The sequence below is a fragment of the Fibrobacter succinogenes genome (assembly GCF_902779965.1).
GTDB classification, from domain to species: Bacteria; Fibrobacterota; Fibrobacteria; order Fibrobacterales; family Fibrobacteraceae; genus Fibrobacter; species Fibrobacter succinogenes_F.
In genome coordinates, this window is sequence record NZ_CACZDK010000010.1 from 47,292 (window position 1) to 68,529 (window position 21,238).

Below are 21,238 nucleotides of genomic sequence, written 5' to 3' on the forward strand. Positions count from 1 at the left end.
GGCGGAACGCTCACAAGGCGTTCCGCTTTTTTTTACAATGTTCCCCAGCCTCCGCACGGGCTGTTCTTTTTAAGCCTGTCATGCCCGCCTCCGAGCGGGCATCTCCCTTTTTACAAGCAAAAAATTTTTACGTTTACTATTGAAATTTTATAATAGCGCAATCGCAACTATCCTCATTGCGAAAAACGCTCACAACTTACGTCATTGCGAGACCCCTGTAAGGGGCCGAAGCAATCCATAAAGCTTAAAAAGGACACTAAAATGAACTCAACGATTTTCTTTGCCGGTACTGGCAACATGGGCGGGGCCATTCTCCGCGGTCTTTTGAACGCAGGCACCGACGCCAAAAACATTTTCTTCTTTGACCCAAGCGACAAGGCTGCCGAAGCCGTGAGCGCCCTCGGTTGCGTCCGCGTCAAGAGCTTTGCCGAAGGTATCGAAAAGGCTAACGTCACATTTCTTTGCGTAAAGCCGCAGATTTTCAAGCTCGTCGCCGCCGAATGGAAGGCTGCAGCAGCAACGCTCAAGAGCGAAAAGACATTCATCAGCATCATGGCTGGCGTTGTCCGCAAGAACCTCATCGAAGTTCTCGGCGAAAAGAACCAAGTGCTCCGCGTGATGCCGAACTTGCCGCTTACCGTTGGCAAGGGCTCTGTTGGCCTTGCTACAGACGGAGTCTCCGAAGAAACGCTCAAAATTGCAGAAGAAATTTTCGGTAACATCGGCGTGACCTGCCGCGTTGCAGAATCTCTTATCGACGCCGTCACCGGACTTTCCGGCAGCGCCCCCGCTTACGTCTTTGAATTCATCGAAGGCCTTACCCGCGGCGGCGTTAAAGCAGGCCTCACCCGCGATGTCGCCCTCAAGCTCGCCCTCGGCACCATCGAAGGCAGCGTTGAACTCGTGAAACAGTCCGGCAAGAGCCCAAGCGACCTCTGCGCCATGGTTTGCTCTCCGGCAGGCACGACCATCGCAGGTATCGACGCCCTCGAAGAAGGCGCATTCCGCAGCACGCTCATCAAGGCTGTCGTCGCCGGCACGAACCGCAGCAAGGAACTGGGAAAGTAAACAGTAGACGGTAGACAGTAGGAAGTAGACTGTATTAAGTTTGGCGGCAAAGCCGCGATTATAAACTTCCGACTTCCAACTTCCTACTTCCAACTAAAATGCCTTCCATCGATTTTTTCACAAAAGAGACTGCAACGTCCTCGTTCATCTTGGACGTTCTTTCTTCTGTGGATAATAAGGTCGATGTTCATACCCCAACCAATGACGATTCGCCTGAAATCGCAGAAGCGCTCCGAGCTCCGCTCGCGGCTATTGTCATTTGGGATTTAGATTCTTTTACCGCAAAAAACGTAGAATTGCTTTCAAGCCTCCGCGAGCACAATCCAGACTCCATGATTCTCGCCTACGCCGAAGCCCCCGAGCGCCACGCCACTGTTTCTAGCAAACTTTACGATGCGATCCTTTCAACTGAAGCGTTGCGCCTTCACTTGATGAGCAAAATTTCACGTCTCAAGGAAATCTACAACGCCAAACGAGTTTTTCGCGAAAGAATGTCGCACCTCGTCGGCAAAAGCGATGCCATAAAACGTTTGCGCAAGAACGTAGAACGCGCCATTTTGCATACAGGCCCAGTGCTCATTCAAGGAGAATCAGGAGTCGGCAAGGACTTGATTGCACGCGCTATTGCCTGCGTTTACGACAAATTCGTTACCGTCAACTGTAGCGCTATTCCCGAGGCACTTTTCGAAAGCGAACTTTTCGGGCACACACGCGGAGCCTTTACGGGAGCGCAAAACGAGCGCATCGGCTTATTCGAAGATGCCAACGGCGGAGCCATATTCCTCGATGAAATCGGCGACATGCCTCTGCACGCTCAAGTCAAGCTTTTGCGAGTCATCCAGAATCACGAAATCCGCCCCATTGGCGCCAACAAAACACGCCACATCAACGTACGCATCATCGCGGCCACCAACCGTGACCTCAAAGAAGAAATTTTCGAAAAGCGTTTCCGCGAAGATCTTTACTACCGCCTAAACGTCATTCCAATGCAGCTTTCACCGCTCCGCGACCGCAAAGAAGACATTGAGGATTTAGCAAATTACTTTATCCGTCAGTATGCTCCAGCAGGCGAACCTTACACACTCTCGCCCGATGCTTTGAAAAAACTCCAGGAGCATAACTGGCCCGGAAACATTCGCGAACTCGAAAACGTCATCCAGCGCGCGCTTTGCTTTACAGACCCCGGAGTTTTAAATCCCGAAGACCTGCAAATCGACGAAGATTCACGCAAAATTTCAGGATTTTCAAGCGCCGATAGCGCCACCATCAAAGCTTATAACGCCAATAGCTATGACGACTTCCGCAATATGCAACTCGACGAAGAACGCGAATTTTTAAAATCAACCATCCGCAATTGCGATGGATCTGTAAGCCTTGCCGCCGAACGCCTTCACATGAACCGCACCGCGCTATACAACCGCCTCGCCCGCCTTGGCTTAAGCGTTAAAGACGTTCAATCTTAAAGCCGCGCTTGCGAAGCGTTTCAATCACATTGTCTTTTTCAAGCGCCAAATGCGCTACACCCACAACAACAAAAACTTTCCTGTCTTCACGCAAAAAAGTAGCTATTGAATCAGCCATTTTTGCGTTGCGGTTCACGTAAATACGTTGTTCAAACTCATCTTTAAATTTGCTTTCATGCAAAGGCATTTCATCATTTTCGCCATCATCCAGCAAGCGGCGCAACATGTCATCATCGCCCGTTTTCCAAGCTTGCATCAGATTTGAAACCAAAGATTCAAATTCTGCAATTTCATGCAAAGTCGTCTTTAAATAGTAAACTCCAGCCGAATCCGATTCCGTTGTATCCGCAAGAGCGCCAATTTGTTCTTCAGCCGTTTCCAAACCGATAATCGCCTTGCCATCCATCGCCGCACGATCTAGCAGCACGTAATCAATTCCATATTCTGGATTCAAACCCGCCTGCATAAACGCATACGAACTGAGCGTCATTGCCGCAAGCCACGGACGAGTTTTCTCAATCATTACAATCGGAACATCCCAAGCCGTACAAAGGCTATCTACTGTATTCCACATGTCCTGCGGCAACAAATCGCGAAGCGTTCCCTCAGCAAGCATTCCTTGCGCTGCCGATTGCTCCCCCACTTCTTTCACGACTTCTTCATCGTTCATGTTGAGTTCTACAGCAAGTTCATCCGCATGCGCAAAAGCAGAATCAATTACAGGTGCAAGCGGATAAAGAGTCGAATCGGCCAAATGAATACTCCCCAGCACCCATACCGAAGAATTTTCATCGGACACTTTCCAAAAGAAATGTTTGCTTTCTGGCTGAGACGCATTTTTTTTTGAAGTCCCCGAACAAGCAATCAAGCAAGCCGCCAAGAGTACATAAAATAAAGCAAACAAAGTATATATTTTTTTCATAAAATAAATCTTAAAAATTTTACAGCAAAGAGCTTTTAATAGCGTTCAACTACATAGCCCCGATTTCTGAGATTTTCAATCACGTTGTGTTCTTCAAAAGCCAAATGGGCAGCACCCACTACGACAAAAACGTTTCTATCGTCACGCAAAAAACTGGCAACAGAATCTGCCATTTTCGCATTGCGATTTACCAAAAGACGTTGTTTAAACTCTTCCATATACAGCACTTCGCTCGGTGTGTAATCTTGCGTGTTTTCTTCTGACAACATACTATTCAACAGTTCATCATCGCCCGTTTTCCAAGCTTTAACCAAATCTCTTATCGAAGGTTTAACTTTAGGAAGTTCGCGTATAGCAGACTTCAACAAGCAAATGCCAGCCGAATCGGATTCCGACGAACCCGCTAACGCCTCAACTTGCTCTTCTGCAGTTTCCAAGCTGATGATAGGTTTACCACCCTCTGAGGCCTTCCGCATGAACACATTATCAAACCCATATTCAGATTTCAACCCAGCCTGCATATACGCATAAGTGCTAATACTCGAAGCTACCAACCAAGGTCGCATCGATTCAAACGTACTCACAGGCAAATTCCATGCAGAGCAAAGACTATCTAAAGAATACCACAATGTTGTTGGCAATAAATCCCATAAAGTTCCCTCAAGAAGCATTCCACGCCGATTGATCAGCCACTGTACTTCGCTTGATGTATAAGCATCACTCATATTTATTTCAACAGCAAGTTCACTCGCCGCATTAAAAGCAGAATCAATCACCGTTGGAAGTGGGTAAAACGAAGCATCAGCCACATGGATACTCCCCAGCAACCATACCGAAGAATTTTCATCCGACACTTTCCACAAAAAGTGTTTGTCCCCCCAATCCACTGACGGTTCCGGTAATACTGACGATTCAGAACACGCCACCAACCATGCCATGCAGCATGTCAAGCAAGTCCCCAGCAAAGCACGAATTTTTTTCATTATTTTCATCCTCCCTAAAGAAATCAATTTAAATATACACAACTAAAAAAGATCTGTCCAATCAAGCAATCCATTTTTACGAGCTTCGTCCGCAGGCGCCACACGCACAGCACCACCATTCACCACCATAATTCTATTGCAATAGCGTTCCGCATATTCCACAGAATGAGTCGAAACAATGATGCCCATATTTCGTTCCGTTACGATTTTCTTAAGCAACCGGAATAGCGCGTGGCTACGCGGAATGTCCAAGAACGCATTCGGTTCATCGAGCAACAAGACCTTCACCTGTTGCGCCACAGCCTCCGCTAAAAACACGCGGCTTCGTTCGCCATCGCTCAGTTCTGCAATCGGGCGATTCGCAAAATTCGCAACATCCAAAAGCGCCATCGATTCCTCGACAATGCGTTTGTCTTCTTCCGTGCGACTGTCAAAAATTCCAGAATAGGGGGATCGGCCTAAACGAACAAATTCACTCACACTCATGCGAGGCGGTACAGCACTCGACATGCGCACCAGCGAAATAATCTGCGCACGTTCACGCGGAGCCCAATTTACAAGCGGTTTCCCTTCAAGCGAAACCTCGCCCGCAACCGGCGAAAGCAAGCCCGCAAATGTTTTCAACAGCGAACTTTTGCCGCACCCGTTCTCGCCCATCAAGGCCACAACCGTTCCAGGCGTAAGCGCAAAATCAAACGGCTCATTCATTGTCGAGAGCGCATTGCCATAACCCACAAGCAAATTTTTGCATTCCAACAAAACAGAAGATTTTTTCAATTCACTCATCAACGCCCCCTACATCCGCGCACCAGAACCGCGCACAAGCACCCACATAATCACGGGAACGCCCACAAGCGAGAGCACTGCATTCAGCGGCACCGAAGCAGGGAAAAGCCCGCCCAAAAGCGCAAGCGCAATCCCGCAAAACGCAGCCCCCGGCAAGAGCACGCGATGATTCGTCGTCTTGAAAAGCAAATACGCCAAATGCGGAACCGCAATTCCAATAAAAGCAACAGGCCCGCAAAACGCCGTCGTTGCCCCCGCCAAAAGACTTGCCCCAAGCAACACGCAAATTTTGGAACGCTTCACGTTGAGCCCAAGTCCATGCGCAAAATCGTCTCCCAGCAAAGCAGCATTCAAATAACGGAGCGAAAAACCAATCAGCGCCATGCCCACAATAACAGTAGACACAAAAATCCAAACGTCTCCAAGCGTCACACGGCCAAAGCTACCCATGCCCCACGCCACATAAACACGCAGCGATTCCGAAGAGTTCCCAGCAATCAATACGCTCACAATCGAATCGATAAAGTATCCCGTCAAAAGCCCGACAATCAAAAGCACACCCGTCTGTGCAAAACGGCTCGCCGCAAACATCACGACAAGCGTCACGAGCAAAGCCCCAAGCGCTGCCGAGCCCAGCACGCCGACACTTCCAAAGCCAATACCCGCCAAAAGCGCAAGCGCCACACCGAGACTTGCGCCACTGCTAATGCCAAGCACAAACGGCCCCGCAAGCGGATTCCGAAACACCGTCTGTAGCGACAAGCCCGACACAGCAAGCGATGCGCCTGCAAGCACCGCCGCAATCATCTTCGGGATTCTCAAGTTCCACAAGATATTCGACGAAACATCCGCACCCGGGCTAAACAGCGCCTGCACCACATCTGCAAACGGGATGTTCACCGCGCCAAAGCAAAGCGTCGCCACACACAACAAAAAAATCAAAACAATCAGGGTCACAAACCCAATCAACAACCGCCGCAAAATAAGCCTCCGCGAAAAAATTTAAAACAAGTCATCCAGCGTAAGTTCTTTCTGAACAAAACCACTGTACTTATTATGCTTTAAACCAAACGAAGTCACCATCGTGAACATGACAGATTTTTTCGTATTCGTCTCCGAAATAAAAGCCTCTATCTTTTTTTCAAAATTTTCGCAGTCACTCTTTGTAATTTCGTATTCCGTCTTAGAAAATTTCATTTCACACAGATTTATCGTCTGATCAGCCCTATCAATAAGCAAATCAATTTGAGCACCTTTAACTTTATTTTTATGCGTACGCCAACTGCAAACACGGCTTTGAACACCTGATATTCCAAGCGCATTTTTCATTTGAGCGACATGATTCAGGCAAAGCATTTCAAACGCAAGCCCGCTCCACGTTTTGAACAATGGCGACCGAAGCGAATTTGTCCAGAAATGGTCATCCTGATTTTTATTTTCGGATTCAAAGTAAAAATGAAACAACGTAAAAGGATCAATAAGTTGAATAAGTACATCCCTTTTGGTATTTCCAATAGGAGTGTATTCTCGCGTAAAACCGCACTGTTCCAATTCCGTCAAAACAGTCGAGAAAGCCTTATTGTTATTAAGCCCAGTCGTATCCAAGATTTCCTTTCTTGTCATTCCCATTTTCTTGGTTGCAAGAGCTTCTATAACAGCTTCATGCCCAGCACTTTGTTTAAACAAAGACCTGTATAAATTCTGAAATTCAAGTCGCAACTCGCCAATTCTCGAAAACACAAGCCTGTCAATATTTTGGGCAACACTTTCATCAACATTCATCAGGGAATAATAATAAGGAACCCCTCCAAACGCCATATAACATTCCGCAATTTCTTTTCGACGATAGCCAAAGCCATAAATCTTAAAATATTGTTCCGCCTCGTTCAGTGTAAACGGAGCTATCTCTATTTGATGAGTAACGCGGTTGTGAAGCCCACCCCGATTGCAAATTAATTTGTCAATCATCCAAGATGTAGCAGAACCGCATACAATCAATTTGATATCATTCCGATCAGAAGCAAAGCTATTCCAAAAATGTTCCAAAGCCCCCACAAATAGAGACCTTGCCGTATCAAGCCAAGGCAACTCATCAATAAAGACAATTTTTTTTTTCGAACCAAGGCTATCCAAATACCGTTCTAATTGGTCAAAAGCCGACAGCCATGTTGTCGGTTTGGAACACTCTCCAATTTTTTTCTGCAAAGCAAGTTGAAAATTTTCCAGCTGTGTCACCAAAGAAGCAGTTTCCATTCCAGAAAAAGAAAAAACAGCATTTTTTCCAACAACTTGACGTATAAAAAAAGTTTTGCCTACACGCCGCCGCCCATAAACAGCAATAAACTCCGACTTATCGGATTCAAGGTATTTTTGAAGCAATTGAGTTTCTTTTTCACGGCCAACCAAAACAGGCTGCATAGAGAGGCCTCCTTTCCTCAATAATATAATAAAAAAAAATCCATTTCAGCACTTTTCAACACGAAAATTGCTGAAATCAATATTAAAACAAACCATTTCAGCACTTTTCAAAACAAATATTGCTGAAATGACTATAAAAATTCATAATTTCAGCACTTTTAATTTTTCAAACGCAATAAACCCAATCAACAGCCGCCGCAAAAAAGCACCTCCAATTAGACTTTTTCAATTTAAAAATAGCTAAACAGAAATCTGTCTAGCCTTTACTTTAATTTACCAATTTCTGGTATTTTCAAAAAAAACTAAAAAGACAATATCGCATTCGCACCAAAGCTTGCATTAGCCAAATTCAGTGTAGGAACAACCCTTAACTGAACAGACTGCCATCCTTCTTGCAGCATCCTTACTTTATAACGATCCAAAGCCTCTTGATATTGGTCTCGTTTGATTGCATGTTCTTTGCGAACATTGTATTTATGAATGTTATAAGCAAGAACAGGTATCCCCAAAAGGTAAAATGGAATGGAGACACCTATTGACACTCCACCAGCAACCCTATCAAAAACCTCACCCCACCCATCATCACTATCACTTGTTTCATTTATCGCGTAAATTCCAATAGCAAGAAAAAATGTTCCTACACAAACAAGTCCACCACCAAATACAATACCCTCAATGTTTGCTCCATACGAAGCGTCTTTATTTTCAAACTCAATCAATTCTTTATAAATATCAACACTATCCAACTCAACTAGATAATAAACATTTTCTACTTCCGACGAAGCTTCAGTTTCGGGCACCCCGCGAAAATCAGACATATCATCCGCAAAAGCAAACGACAAACCAGCAACTAGGAGAATCAAGAAAAATAACTTATTATTCATTTTATACGCTTCCAAAAAGAAATAATTCCACCATGTTAAGTTTTCACTCTAAAGTAACCATATAAATTCGCAGCTTTAGGTTTTCCCCTATAAATCTATATTAAATTATACAAAATAATTTGTTCCACTAATAAATTTAAATTTTTCACTACAGCTAATTTTCAACCCATGTTGCCAGCAATAAAATCAACAGGCAAGGATGGGGTGGGCGCAAAGAGGGGCCCATGCAGCCTTCGTAACTCCAAGCAGAACCCTACCCGCATCTTGAAATTTCTATCTTTCTTACCATGCTCGACTATTCTCAAGTTCCAAGTCCTTGTTTCGTACTTGACGAAACACGTCTCCGCCGCAACATGGAAATCCTCGATGATATCCAGAAAAAGACCGGCGTCAAAATCATCTGCGCCCTCAAGGGTTACAGCTTCTGGCGTTCTTTCCCGCTCATTGGCGAATACCTCGCCGGCGCCACCGCCTCTAGCCTTAACGAAGCTCGCCTTGCGCGCGAAGAGATGAACAAGGAAGTTCACGTTTTCGCACCGGTTTACGAAGACGACGAAATCGACGCGATTCTTGATACCGCCGACCACATCACGTTCAACAGCTTTTCGCAATGGCAGCGTTTCAAGGACAAGACGCTTGCCCACGGCGTGAGTGCCGGCATCCGCGTGAACCCGGAATACTCCTCAGTCGAGACCGACATTTACAACCCCTGCGGCAAGTACTCCCGCCTCGGCGTAACCGAAATCGAATTCAAGCCAGAACTCCTTGACGGTATCGAAGGGCTCCACTTCCATGCGCTTTGCGAACAAGATTCCGACGCGCTCGAAATTGTCCTTGCCGAATTCGAAAGACACTTCGGCAAGTTCCTTCCGCAAATGAAGTGGGTGAACTTCGGCGGCGGTCACCACATCACGCGTAAAGACTACCATCGCGATGATTTAGTCCGCATCCTCAAGGAATTTTCGGCACGCTACCCGCACTTGCAAATCATCATGGAACCGGGCGAAGCCATCGGTTGGCAAACAGGCGAACTCGTCGCCAGCGTTGGCGATATCGTCCACAACGAAATGGACATCGCCATCTTGAACGTTTCCGTCAGTGCACACATGCCGGACTGCCTTGAAATGCCGTACCGCCCGAATATCATCGGTGCAGCACTCCCGCGCGAAAAAACTCATACGTACAAACTTACAGGCAATTCTTGCCTCGCCGGCGACCAGCTCGGTGACTATTCGTTCGACGAACCGCTCAAAGTTGGCGACCGCATCATCTTCGAAGACATGATCCATTACACGATGGTCAAGACCACGTTCTTCAACGGAGTGCGCCACCCGAGCATCGGCAAGTTTGACGAAAGCGGCAAATTCCACCTGCTGCACAAATTCACGTACGAACAGTTTAAGGAGAAGCTATAAGCGGCTTCGCCGCAGTGATTAGTAGACAGTAGGCAGTAGACAGGGAAACGCAATGTCAAAACAGTTTTTCTCACTGTCATTCCCGGCTCCGACCGGGCGGACAGCACTTGGCAACTTGTTGCCTTAGTGCGCATGGCCACCTTTAGGTGGGAATATCCTTGAGTGGTTAAGGATATCAAAGATGGGCATGACAAAGAAAGACTTTATGAGCGAAAAATGAAATTCAAAAGCGAAGACGATACATACAACTGGGCGTTGCAATTCGCCAAAGAACTCAAGGTCGGCGACAAGGTTGCTTTGTACGGGAATCTCGGCGCTGGCAAAACCGTCATTAGTCGCGGCATCTGCAAAGGGCTCGGTTTCGACGGCACCGTCTGTTCACCAACCTACACCATCCTCCACGAATACCCGAACAACCCGCCCATTTTCCACTTCGACCTTTACCGTCTCGAAGGAGGCGCCGATCTTTATGAAGTCGGTATGGACCCTGACTATCTCGAAAGCGGAATCAGCCTCATCGAATGGCCCGAACGCCTAGAAGAAAACGACGCAGGCATCACCCACGTCGTCAAAATTCAAATTGTTTCCGAAACTGAACGCGAAATTACTGTCGAGAAAATCGCGAAATAATATTTCAGTAGTTAGTGATTAGTGGTTAAGGAACAGTAGGAAGTAGTCGGTAGGAAGTAGGAAGTGTTTTATAATCGCGGCAAAGCCGCCTAACTATCTAGCTATTACTGTTTACTGCCTACTAACCACTGTTTACTAATCACTACTGACTAAATCACCTATTGCGCTTTTTTGCGCTTACCCTTGCGAGCAAGTTTCTTGTTCGCCTTTTGAATCGAATCAGCAACAGCCTTTGCACGGAGTTCCGCAGCAACCTGAGCTAAAGAATCAGCAATCGCCTTTTCCCTTGCAATCGAATCGGCGCGAGCAGCGGCGGCAGCCACACAAGCCTTAACTTCTTCGCTATTGGCAATCTTACTCCAATCCTTGCGGTCACCCTGGCTCAAAAGCATCGGGCCCTTGTAATCCTTCACTATATTATATGCAGCCACCGTATCGCGGGCAGCCATAGCGCCCATGGCATCGGCATACAAATCCTTCTGCTGGTTGCGCATATCTTCAATAGCGCCCAAGCGGTTCTGGCGGAGGATTTCCATGGAATCGCTCACGAAACTCAAGTCCCACGTTTCGTTATAGCAGGCTTCAGCATCTGCATACTTCAAAACGTTTGTTTCTGCAGCGACATACATGGCATCGCACGAGGCAAACACTTCTGCACTTTGCTGCTTTGTATATTGGTACCAGTAATACCCGCCCACGATTAAACCGGCGAGCACGAGCAAGAACACACCGTCTTGCCAACCCATAATCGGCGTCTGCGAAAGCTTCGGTCTCCCATTAATGGTTTCACCGGCTTCCAGTTTTTCTTCAGCCTCGTCAAACGGGCTCTTTCCATTCAAAAAACTAAACATATATTAGTCCTACTTTTTTGAAATTGCGTCAAAGACGCGTGCATATAAATAAATCTGTTTCATCAAGCTAGCAAATCCATTCGAACGCGTCGGCGAAAGCCCCACATTCAACCCAATCTGCTGGAAAAACGTCGGGTCCACCGAAAGGATATCTGCCGGAGTCATGTCATTGAAAATCTGCAAGGCAAGCGCACCCAAGCCACGGCTAATGAGCGGGTTCGTCGTACCGCCTTCGACATCCATTTCAAAATGAATTTTTCCGTTTTCAAATTTCGGCACAAGATACATCGTCGAAGCGCAACCCTGAATTATGAACTTTTCGGCCTTGAGCGAAGCATCCATGCCCTTGTGCTCACGAGCCAAATCCAAGAGGAATTTCCACTTGTCATCCGGATCGCTAAACGAAGCGAACTTGGCCCTAATCTTTTCTTGACGATCAACAATACTTTCTGACATACTCATATTAGTGCAAAAAAGAACGCATTTTCCAAATTACCGACGGACAAGACCACAACACAGCAAAGAAAATCCGGAGCAAAGTTTGCTTCTCGCGCGGGAGCTTCGACAAGCGTTTTGCCGCCTTATCAAACTGCTCGTCCTTGATTTTTGCAAGTCCGGGTTTCGCCTTTGCAATCTGCAAATGGGACTTTCCCAAAGAAGACATCCAGCGGTCAAGGACAGAAGCTTCGATGCGAGCACGGGATGCGTCATCTGTAGCATTCAGCCATTCGTGAACCGCTTCCGCAGTAATCTTTCCGCTCAAAAGCGCTTCGACAATCCCCGAACGGCTCATCGGGTTTACGCAACTGGCGGCATCCCCCGCCTTAAAAAGCCCGCACTTGGCAAGCGGCTTGTTGGACTGGCCGCAAGCAATCATGCCACCATAAATAGCCTTGATACTAGCACCTGGATAATGGGTATCAATAAAATGCTTGAGCTTTTCGCGCAAAGGCATATCGGGCTTTACATCTTTCGCAAGAACAAAACCAATATTTACTTCCTTGCCATCACGCGGGAAAATCCAGCCGTAACCGCCCGGGAATTCACTCCCGTAAAACAAATCGATATGGTCGCGCTTGTGTTCGATACCCTCGGCCACCGCAAAAATTCCCGGTTCCAAGTCAGTATCACCCGATTCAATCCCTTCTAGGCATGGGATTCCACGAGTGAGGCGGCAGCCCGGGCCCGTTGCATCGATAACCGTTTTTGCCGAAATTTCAAAGAATTCTTCGCCCACCTGGACATTCAAATTCCAGCCATTTTCGCTACGCGAAATGCTTTTAACAAGAGCGTCAAAACGGCACTCCACGCCCGCTTCAACGCAGGCATCGGCAATCGCATGATGGAATTTGGAACGGTCGAGCAAACGCCCACAATCTTTACTGTAAAATTCAGCCTTGTAACCCTTGGGCGAGGTAAAGTAAATACCGGAAATACTCCCGCGCACCCAAGATTCGTCGATCGGCCACAATTCGTTCAAACGATGGGTAGATACAGCTTCGGCGCAAAAAATAGGCTCTTTCCAAGGTTCCTTTTTATCCAAAAGAAGGATTCGTCCGGCACCGCCTGTCATTTTTCCTAGCTGGAAAGCAGCCATAAGACCGGCAGGCCCCGCACCGCAAATCACCGCATTGTAAGAATTTGAACGAAAAGTTGTCATTTCAACGTAAAATTAGTATTTATTTGGTCAGTTTTTATTTTTCATTGTTAGTTTTGCAAATTTTTTAGTTATTTTAGGGCTATCCGTTATTTGATTTACTTTTTCATAAAGGGAATTTGACTATGAATATGAAGAACGTCTATAAATTTGGTCTCTGCCTCCTTAGTGCTCTTGCGCTTAACGTGTCTGCGCAAGACTTCAGAGGTAAGGACCTGAATACATCCTTCCGCGACAAGCGTATCGACAACTATCAGTTCCAGAAGGCAAGAGCCGTCAAGGGCGTTACGGACTTCCAGCGCTCTGCCGGTGAGTCTCCGGACTTCGAAGGCGCAAACCTTCCCGAAGTCTCTTTCCGTAATGCCGTGATTAGCGGCGCAAACTTCGAAGGCGCAAACCTCAAGGGTGCAACGATTAGCGGCGCAGACATTCGTTCTGCAAACTTCGAAGGTGCAAACCTCGAAGGCGCAAACCTCTATCGTGCAACTCTTCTCGATAGTAAATTCCCGAAGGCCAACCTCAAGAACGCCCGCATGGACGCTATGAAGGTCTCTGACGAATGCGATTTCAGCAAAGCTGACCTCACTCAGGCTTCTGCTATGGACATGGACCTTACCCGTGCCGACTTCAGCAAGGCTAACCTCACCAATACGAACTTCTCCCGTTCCTTGATGGCTAATAGCGACCTCCGCAAGACCACCATGGAAAAGACGGACTTCACGGCTTGCAACCTCATCGCTGCAAACTTCAAGGGCGTCTCGCTCAACAATGTGAACTTCGCCAAGGCCGGTCTTTCTCAGGCTAACTTCAGCGGTGCAACGTTCAACAACGTGAACCTCCAGGAAGCAGACCTTTCCTTGACCACCTTCAATGACGTGGACCTTTCCAGAACCCAGCTCCAGAAGGCTAAGTTCGCCCAGTCCAAGGTCAAGAACATGAAGTTCAACAACCAGGACTTGAACGGCGTTATTTTCGACAAGGGCGATGTTTCCAAGAGCACCTTCGACAAGACCAAGCTCAACAAGGCTTCCTTCTTCGATGCTAGCGTTAGCAAGAACGTGTTCAACTACACCGAACTCATGAAGGCCGTGTTCGACGGTGCATACGTCTTCAAGGACATCTTCGACAACGCCGACCTCACCAAGGCAAACTTCGCCAACTCCACCATCGAACGCTCTGCATTCAACAATGCACAGCTCTCCGGTGCAAACTTCTCCGGTGCTAAGCTCATCAAGGTTACCTTCCTCAACGCCAAGATGGAAGGTGTCAAGATCGATGCCGACACCAAGATGGAAGACGTGGACTTCTCCGGTGCAGACTTGACCGGTGCAAAGATTGAAAAGTTCACCGCCAAGAAGGTGACCTACAACGAAAGAACCAAGTTCCCGGCCGGCTTTGATCCGCGCGCCTACGGTTTCAAGAGACCGGGCGAAAAATAAGCCCAATTGAATAACGGAAATTAGGGACGCTCAATCGAGCGTCCTTTTTATTTTACTTCTCGCATCCCTCTGATCCCAGACCTCTAACCATTGTTTACTAACCACAAACCACATCCAAACCCCTAACAACTACTTCTTATCCATGAGCCAGTTGATTGCATCAGAAAGGCTATGGACTTTCACGACTTTCATGGAACCTACATTTTCGGAAAGCTTGCAACTCGCAGGCACTACAGCTTCAGTCATTCCCAAACGATGAGCTTCTTTTAATCGCTGTTCCAAGAGGCTTACGCCACGCACCTCGCCAGACAGTCCAAGTTCGCCAATCGCAATCGTCTGCCTAGATATCGGTATGTTCAAATGATTGCTTGCAACAGCAAGTGCAAGCGCCAAGTCCGACGAAGCATCGTTCACCTTCATGCCTCCAGCGATACTAGCAAACACATCCGACGCCCCAATCGTCACACCTCCAAACTTTTCCAAAAGCGCGAGGATAATCGTCAAACGCTTCGGGTCAATCCCCGCCGCCACTCGCTGCGGCACGGCAAAATTGGTCTGGTTCACAAGCGCTTGCGTCTCAAACAACAGCGCCCGAGAACCTTCCATCGTACAGCAAACGGCACTCCCTGGTGTGGGCGGCACGCCTTCCTGCAAAAAGACCTTACTCGGGTTGAGCACCGGATTGAGTCCGTGACTCGTCATCTCGAAAACGCCAATTTCATCTGTCGCGCCAAAGCGATTTTTGATGGTTCGCAAAAGCCTGTACTGATGATTCCGGTCGCCCTCGAAATACACCACCGTATCGACCATGTGCTCCAAAATTCTCGGACCGGCAATCTGCCCGTCCTTCGTCACATGCCCAATCAAGATTGTAATGCAACCGGAATTTTTCGCAAAGACCATCAAGTCGAGCGTACATTCGCGCAACTGAGTTGCGCACCCAGGCGTTCCCGCAAGGTCGCTCTTATAAACCGTTTGGATAGAGTCTATCACAAGCACCTGAGGCTTCACCTCACGTGCCTGTTCCAAAATCTTTTCGAGATTCGTTTCGCAAAGGAGCATCATGTCGCTCCCCGAAACGTTCAATCGCTCACTGCGGAGCTTCACCTGGCACGCACTTTCTTCGCCGCTCACATATAGCGCTTTGACACCCGCCGCATTCATGGTAGCAAGAGTCGTAAGCACAAGCGTGGATTTACCAATGCCAGGATCGCCGCCAATCAGTACCAAGCTACCCGGAGCAAAACCGCCCCCCAGCACTCGGTCGAACTCCGAATTCGCCGTACTCAAGCGGCGCGTATCTTCCGTCGCCACATCCTTGAGCAAAACAACCTTGTGCACCGGGCCACCGAGCCCGCGCCCAGCACGCCCAACCTCAGCGACTCTTTCAACTACATGTTCTTTAAGGGAACTCCACGCTCCGCAAAACGGGCACTTGCCTGCCCACTTGGGAGTCGTATTTCCACATTCCGTACAGAGATACTCAATTTCTTTTTTAGACTTATTTAGTGCTACCATGAGCACCAATATAACAAAACGTACTGACAAAAGGTGTCAGCACGATAAATAATGCACAAAAAAGCAGGGATTATTTTATTTTTTTACAGTCTCGATATTTTCATTCTGAAGTTTCAAGATGATATCGCCAGAATCCGGATCCATCATCATACTAAAACTTGATCGAATGGTAAAAAAGGTATTCTCGATATCATAGCTCACATCCAGCGGCGGCACGATATTCTTATTAAAGTAATCGAGAATCAACTTTTCACGAGTGTAATCTACTGTTTTTCGAATATTTGCAAAATCATTCAACATCAAAGTTCTCAAAAAGCGGTAGTGAGCCTCGTAAGTATATTTATCCGTGAGTTCCGCCGGAATGTAAGTAATACCATCCATTCGAATCACGGGCGAATTCTTCGTCAAGTTCCAGAATAAAAATCCCTTATAGCCAGGTTCATACGATCTCGTATGCGTAGCCTCGCCAGACGCCATAAACTCATCAAAAGTTTCCTTACGAGTAAAGTAACTTTTCATTGCCATGTCATCTTCTGAAATAAATACAGAGAACACGCTGCCATACGGCGTATCTTTAAAGACTTTTCCGACATGATAGATGCGCTTGATTTTTCCTTTAGCCGTTCTGGCTCGATAAGTCACCTGTTTCGTAGCCGTACTACCGCTCTGGACCTGATTTTTGAGTTCATTATCCGTCTTTTCATAATCTTCGGGAAGAATCGTATTTTTAAAATGTTCACCGATAAACTCGCGGAACTCTTCGACACTATCGCATTCGAAAATATCCAATACGCGAGCATTCACATAAAGAATTTCAGCATTCGAGGCGTTAAACACAATCACGCCGCCAGGAACATATTCAACGAAATTGAGGGCAATCTGATGGAGAAATTCTGTATTCTTGATGGCGCTATCGATTTTCGCCTTGATCAAATCCTTATCTTTAATAGGCAAGCGTACAAACTGGTAAGCGCCCAAGCGAATGCCTTCTTTTGCAAGTTCCATGTTATCGGTCATGATGATAAATGGAATTTGAAGTTCTTGGCTACGCCTTTTGAATTTCTGGATAATCTTGAATCCATCAATTTTAGGGAGTTCTGCATCAAGCAACACGAGCGAAATACGGTTGCCGTATTCCAGTAAAATGTTGAGCACCTGCTCGCCATCTTCGGCCAGCAGCACGTTATAATCGTCCTTCAAGACATTTTCGAGGAACCCTCTATTTTGCGGATTGACATCTGCAAGCAAAATAGTCTTTGCATCCGTCGGGAGCGTCACCTTCGAATCGCTAGAAGAATTATCAAAAGCACTCACATGCGTATTGCGCAAAGTCAAATCGTAAATGTGGCTATCGTTGATATCGGCAACCAAGCTCCCGCTTAAAAAAACATATGTTCCACGAACGGCATACGTAATCTGACGCGGGCCCTTATAAGCGGACTTTTCGGCCTCATGAAGTATGCGATAAGCAGGATCTTCGGGATCATTAATTGACTTTTCAACATCTTCGATATCGGCAAAGCCAAGGCTCTGAGTTTGTTCATTGAACAATTTATTCGTAAACAAGAACTTGAACATGCCATTGGCATAAGCCATAATCGCTTTAGGCGTTTCCACCAAGTAGTCTATACGCCCAAGTTTAGAATACACAAGACGCATATTACGGTCTTCTATAGGCACACCAATGGATTCCATGTGTTTCATGGTATCATGCAACGGCTGCGGTTTTCCGTAATAGTATCCCTGAACTTTTTCGCAACCAATTCCCTTCAAAAATTCCATCTGTTCCTTAGTTTCGACACCTTCAGCCAATGTCTTTAACCCAAGATTTTTCGCCATGCGAACTGTCGAACGAATGATCGTACGAGAGGCGTCATTGAAATTCGCAAGGAACGCCATATCAATTTTAAGTTCATCGAACTTATAATCCTTGAGGGTGTTCAGCGAAGAATAGCCACTTCCGAAATCGTCCATCCAGACTTCGTAACCCACCAAGCGGAATCTTTCAACTTCGCTCCGGACATAGGAATCCGAAGCCATGATACTTTCTGTAATTTCTACACGAATGTACTCGCGATCAATTCTGTACTTTTTAAGAATACTTTCGACAACATCAAAAATATCACAGCCAATAAAATCCAAGCGCGATAGATTAAACGAAACAGGAACAATGGGATGCCCCTGGTCAAGTTCCTCTCGCATTTCTTTACAAACAAGTTCAATAATACAGCAGTCAAGCTTATGGATTTGGCGGGATTCTTCTAGCGCTCCGATAAAAGCAGCCGGATTCAAGAAACCATACTGCGGGTCAATCCAACGGGCAAGCGCTTCCATACCGCAAAATGTTTCTGTAATCGTACGCACAACCGGCTGATAATAAGCCTTGATATAGCCATTGGTAACGGCTTCATCAATGTGATTGACAATGTAATTCTGGAGCAAGAGATCCTTGCGTAAATCATCATCGTAATAGCGGATAAAAGTATCGCCATTTTTCTTTTGCTCATGACATGCCAGTTTTGCTTTTTCGCTCGCATCAAGGATGGCATCAAATTCATCTATCTTTGAAATGCCCACATAAAGGTCCATCGAAATTTTGGAAATGGAACTTTTAACACACTTGCGAATTTCATTCAGTTTTTCTTCGATATCATGAATATCGACAATGACGGCAAAATGGTCGTTAGAGAAACGCCAAATCAAATTATTCGGAAAATTCTTTTTTAGGCACGCCGCAAAATTAATCAGGAATTCGTTTCCCATGTCGAAACCGTTTGCGCTATTATACAGTTTCATTCCGACTATGTCAAAAAAGACAATCGAAGGGCTTCCCCCTTTTTTCCTGATATCTGCTGCAAAATCTTCGCCGCACAAGCGGCTATATTCCATATTGGGGAGTCCCGTTAAAGGGTCGAAATAGCGATCAGCATGTTCACTTATTCGCAATAGAATGGAATTTTTACCACGCCATTGCATCAACGATGCGCTTAAAATCAATTCCTTGCCCGAATGCGGGTTTCGGAAAATGGTCTCGCCTTTTTCAAGAATATCATCAATACTAATCTCACTCTGTTCGCTATCTCTAAAGAAATACTCTTCGAATTTGATTCCAGAATCAAAAGCCCTTACAGGATTCCAAATACGTTCCGCAGAGGAGCTGACCATATAAACTTCGTGCGTCTTTGCATCAACGATAACGAAAGGTTCAACCTTATCCGTATTCAAAAATTCAATAAGGCTGTTATCAAAAATTATACGACTTCCACCATTAGATTCTAAAGCCGAAGTCACGTCATCATAAACAATAACGGCATATTCAGTCCCATCCTCAAAATTGCGGTGGTAACCTACAGCATGAATTGTTCGATATTCATCTTGACCATACAATTTTTGACGATAAAGGACATCGTAACGCCCATCTTTATTTTTGGCAAATTCTTTGGCCTTCGTTGCAACAAAAACAAGATCCTCATGGTGAACATCTCTATACATGTCCGTATCAAGGAATCTAATTAAGTCTTCGCGACTACAACCAGGAGCTTGCCAACGAACAAGGCCTTCAGAAACAAGAATAGTCTTAACATGTCCATCAACAATTTGGTAGACAGCAAGCGGAATCTCGGAATGCTCCAACTCATTCCGGGTTTCCTCAATAAATTTTATATCATCCTGCACCAGCATAGCTTCACGCCTCCGTTACAACGAGGATAGATGCAAAAAACACAATTTCGCAATCCACGTCCTATAACGAATACATCACTCCCCTAAATTCGAGAACACCCATCCAATGTTTAAAATAGTTTAAATTCGGGATATCCGCAAGTTTTAAAACACATTTTTTTAACAAAAATAAAGGAAAGTGTGATGAAGCGCAATATTGGTGACTTTTTTAGGCGGAAACTTTACTTCCGGCTTCGACGGCATCGACAACGCTCATGCCGACATAATCCTGGGCGCTGAACCAACGACCGCTCTTTTTATCGTCCAAAAGCACGCTTACAAGAGCACCCGGGACAACCGTTTCCGGAGCATTAGGGGCGTTAGGACCTCCGAGATCCGTACGGAGCCAACCCGGATCCATCACGTTCATCATCACGTCGGTTCCGTTGAGCTTGCAGGCAAAATCTTTCACGAACTTGGTGAGGGCAGCCTTCGCGCAAGCATAACCGGCAAGTTCCGGCTCATTGGCAATGCCGCTTGTAGTCAACTGCATGCGTCCAAAACCGCGTTTGATCATTCCCGGCAAAAAGTGGTAGGCAATTTTAATGGGCGCAAAGAAGTTCACCGCCATCGCCTGACGGAAATCGTCCATCGTATTCGTCGTATAATCCGTAAAATAGCGGCTCATGAGGCCAGCATTGTTGAAAACGAGGTCCACTTGTACACCGAAAGAATCAATTTCAGCCAAAGCCGCATCGATTTCCGATTCATTTTCGAGATTGCAACCCACGGCCTTGACCTCTACGCCATACGGAGCAAGTTCTGCAATCACCTTTTCGGCATGGCTCTTGTCGCGACCCTGCAAAATGAGATTAGCCCCGAGTTTAGCCATTTCGATGGCAATAAGGCGACCGACACCACGGCAGCCACCCGTAATAAGACACCATTTCCCTTTTACGTTGATCATTCATACTCCTTTGCGCCATGCGCAGAATTTAACGTTGTTTCATCACGAAAATATTCTTTAAATCCATGAAAACAACCACGAACCGACATGTTTTTGTACACAATGGTAAAAAATAAGTCCATCAAAAGCTATTAAACTTTTACGTCATTTTGCAAACTATCGCATGCACCATTATTTTCAAATTTTTCATAAAATTTGGTGCGATGTATTACGAGACGCTCCTACTCCACGAAGCAATAAGACTCCTTCTGATTACATTTAGACAATCGCGACGCCATACCCAGCAGTCGCTTTCTATGGAATCAGGGATTTCCAGGCAATTCATTTCGCAGATGGAATGTGGAAAGCGAGTCCCGTCTATCGATACGCTCTCACAGCTTTCGATAGCGCTCAAGACAAATATCAGCACCCTCATGGTAGAACTGGACCGCATTTACCAACATCTCGTAAGGCAACAACGCCCAAAGCAAGCCGCAAAAGCCACATCACCAACACAAATAGCCGCCGAAAGTACCGATCCAAGTCTAGAGTACATACGCAAGGCCAAAGGAATACACATACCCTAGCCCTTAACAAA

Annotated in this window: 18 protein-coding genes; 6 read left to right on the top strand and 12 right to left on the bottom strand. The window is 46.3% G+C overall.

All coding sequences use genetic code 11. The features are described from left to right. Window positions 1–261 precede the first annotated feature (261 nt). Entirely contained in the window at window positions 262–1,068 is an 807-nt protein-coding gene (gene proC / locus HUF13_RS06575; RefSeq protein ID WP_173474379.1) for a pyrroline-5-carboxylate reductase, read from the top strand. 98 nt (window positions 1,069–1,166) lie between these two features. Continuing rightward, the gene (locus tag HUF13_RS06580) at window positions 1,167–2,531 is read left to right on the top strand and encodes a sigma-54-dependent Fis family transcriptional regulator (protein WP_173474380.1); all 1,365 of its coding nucleotides are present in this window, start codon (window positions 1,167–1,169) and stop codon (window positions 2,529–2,531) included. Here HUF13_RS06580 and HUF13_RS06585 read toward each other — a convergent pair. From HUF13_RS06585 to HUF13_RS06610, 6 genes are all read right to left on the bottom strand, one after another. Next, on the bottom strand, window positions 2,512–3,330 hold the full coding sequence (locus HUF13_RS06585) for a TraB/GumN family protein (RefSeq protein ID WP_173474381.1): 819 nt from the start codon (window positions 3,328–3,330) through the stop codon (window positions 2,512–2,514). The genes HUF13_RS06580 and HUF13_RS06585 overlap by 20 nt on opposite strands. 158 nt (window positions 3,331–3,488) lie before the next feature. Next, window positions 3,489–4,436 carry a TraB/GumN family protein gene (locus HUF13_RS06590; RefSeq protein WP_173474382.1) on the bottom strand — a complete coding sequence of 316 codons (948 nt, stop codon included), beginning with the start codon at window positions 4,434–4,436 and terminating at the stop codon, window positions 3,489–3,491. 42 nt (window positions 4,437–4,478) lie between these two features. After that, complete coding sequence (locus tag HUF13_RS06595; protein ID WP_304038896.1) at window positions 4,479–5,222, bottom strand: ABC transporter ATP-binding protein; 744 nt, start codon at window positions 5,220–5,222, stop codon at window positions 4,479–4,481. 9 nt (window positions 5,223–5,231) lie between these two features. Then, on the bottom strand, window positions 5,232–6,179 hold the full coding sequence (locus tag HUF13_RS06600; protein WP_304038897.1) for an iron ABC transporter permease: 948 nt from the start codon (window positions 6,177–6,179) through the stop codon (window positions 5,232–5,234). Between the two features lie 45 nt (window positions 6,180–6,224). Continuing rightward, window positions 6,225–7,640: an ATP-binding protein gene (locus HUF13_RS06605; protein WP_173474384.1), complete on the bottom strand. Its 1,416-nt coding sequence runs from the start codon at window positions 7,638–7,640 to the stop codon at window positions 6,225–6,227. Between the two features lie 302 nt (window positions 7,641–7,942). Beyond that, entirely contained in the window at window positions 7,943–8,524 is a 582-nt protein-coding gene (locus tag HUF13_RS06610; protein ID WP_173474385.1) for a hypothetical protein, read from the bottom strand. 287 nt (window positions 8,525–8,811) lie between these two features. Here HUF13_RS06610 and nspC point away from each other — a divergent pair, with 287 nt between their 5' ends. Both nspC and tsaE read left to right on the top strand, forming a co-directional pair. Beyond that, window positions 8,812–9,939, top strand: coding sequence for a carboxynorspermidine decarboxylase (nspC, locus tag HUF13_RS06615; protein ID WP_173474386.1), 1,128 nt, complete (start codon window positions 8,812–8,814; stop codon window positions 9,937–9,939). A gap of 216 nt (window positions 9,940–10,155) precedes the next feature. Further along, on the top strand, window positions 10,156–10,569 hold the full coding sequence (gene tsaE, locus HUF13_RS06620; RefSeq protein ID WP_173474387.1) for a tRNA (adenosine(37)-N6)-threonylcarbamoyltransferase complex ATPase subunit type 1 TsaE: 414 nt from the start codon (window positions 10,156–10,158) through the stop codon (window positions 10,567–10,569). Between the two features lie 158 nt (window positions 10,570–10,727). Here the strand turns inward: tsaE and HUF13_RS06625 are convergent, their stop codons facing one another. The 3 genes from HUF13_RS06625 to HUF13_RS06635 are packed head-to-tail and all read right to left on the bottom strand — an operon-like array spanning window position 10,728 to window position 13,080. Next, window positions 10,728–11,420, bottom strand: a complete 693-nt coding sequence (locus HUF13_RS06625) for a hypothetical protein (protein ID WP_173474388.1) — start codon at window positions 11,418–11,420, stop codon at window positions 10,728–10,730. Window positions 11,421–11,429: 9 nt separating this feature from the next. Beyond that, on the bottom strand, window positions 11,430–11,876 hold the full coding sequence (locus HUF13_RS06630) for a SufE family protein (RefSeq protein WP_072827180.1): 447 nt from the start codon (window positions 11,874–11,876) through the stop codon (window positions 11,430–11,432). 7 nt (window positions 11,877–11,883) lie between these two features. After that, complete coding sequence (locus tag HUF13_RS06635; RefSeq protein ID WP_173474389.1) at window positions 11,884–13,080, bottom strand: NAD(P)/FAD-dependent oxidoreductase; 1,197 nt, start codon at window positions 13,078–13,080, stop codon at window positions 11,884–11,886. 122 nt (window positions 13,081–13,202) lie between these two features. Between HUF13_RS06635 and HUF13_RS06640 the strand changes: the two genes are divergently transcribed. Beyond that, window positions 13,203–14,516 carry a pentapeptide repeat-containing protein gene (locus HUF13_RS06640; RefSeq protein ID WP_173474390.1) on the top strand — a complete coding sequence of 438 codons (1,314 nt, stop codon included), beginning with the start codon at window positions 13,203–13,205 and terminating at the stop codon, window positions 14,514–14,516. Between the two features lie 129 nt (window positions 14,517–14,645). Here HUF13_RS06640 and radA read toward each other — a convergent pair whose 3' ends face one another. From radA to HUF13_RS06655, 3 genes are all read right to left on the bottom strand, one after another. Then, the gene (gene radA, locus HUF13_RS06645; protein WP_173474391.1) at window positions 14,646–16,034 is read right to left on the bottom strand and encodes a DNA repair protein RadA; all 1,389 of its coding nucleotides are present in this window, start codon (window positions 16,032–16,034) and stop codon (window positions 14,646–14,648) included. A 75-nt stretch (window positions 16,035–16,109) separates the two neighbouring features. Further along, on the bottom strand, window positions 16,110–19,715 hold the full coding sequence (locus tag HUF13_RS06650) for an EAL domain-containing protein (protein ID WP_173474392.1): 3,606 nt from the start codon (window positions 19,713–19,715) through the stop codon (window positions 16,110–16,112). A gap of 208 nt (window positions 19,716–19,923) precedes the next feature. Then, a complete protein-coding gene (locus HUF13_RS06655) occupies window positions 19,924–20,661 on the bottom strand; it encodes an SDR family oxidoreductase (protein ID WP_173474393.1) in 738 nt (245 codons plus the stop codon). A gap of 203 nt (window positions 20,662–20,864) precedes the next feature. Here HUF13_RS06655 and HUF13_RS06660 point away from each other — a divergent pair, with 203 nt between their 5' ends. Next, complete coding sequence (locus tag HUF13_RS06660; RefSeq protein WP_173474430.1) at window positions 20,865–21,227, top strand: helix-turn-helix domain-containing protein; 363 nt, start codon at window positions 20,865–20,867, stop codon at window positions 21,225–21,227. The last annotated feature ends 11 nt before the right edge of the window (window positions 21,228–21,238 follow it).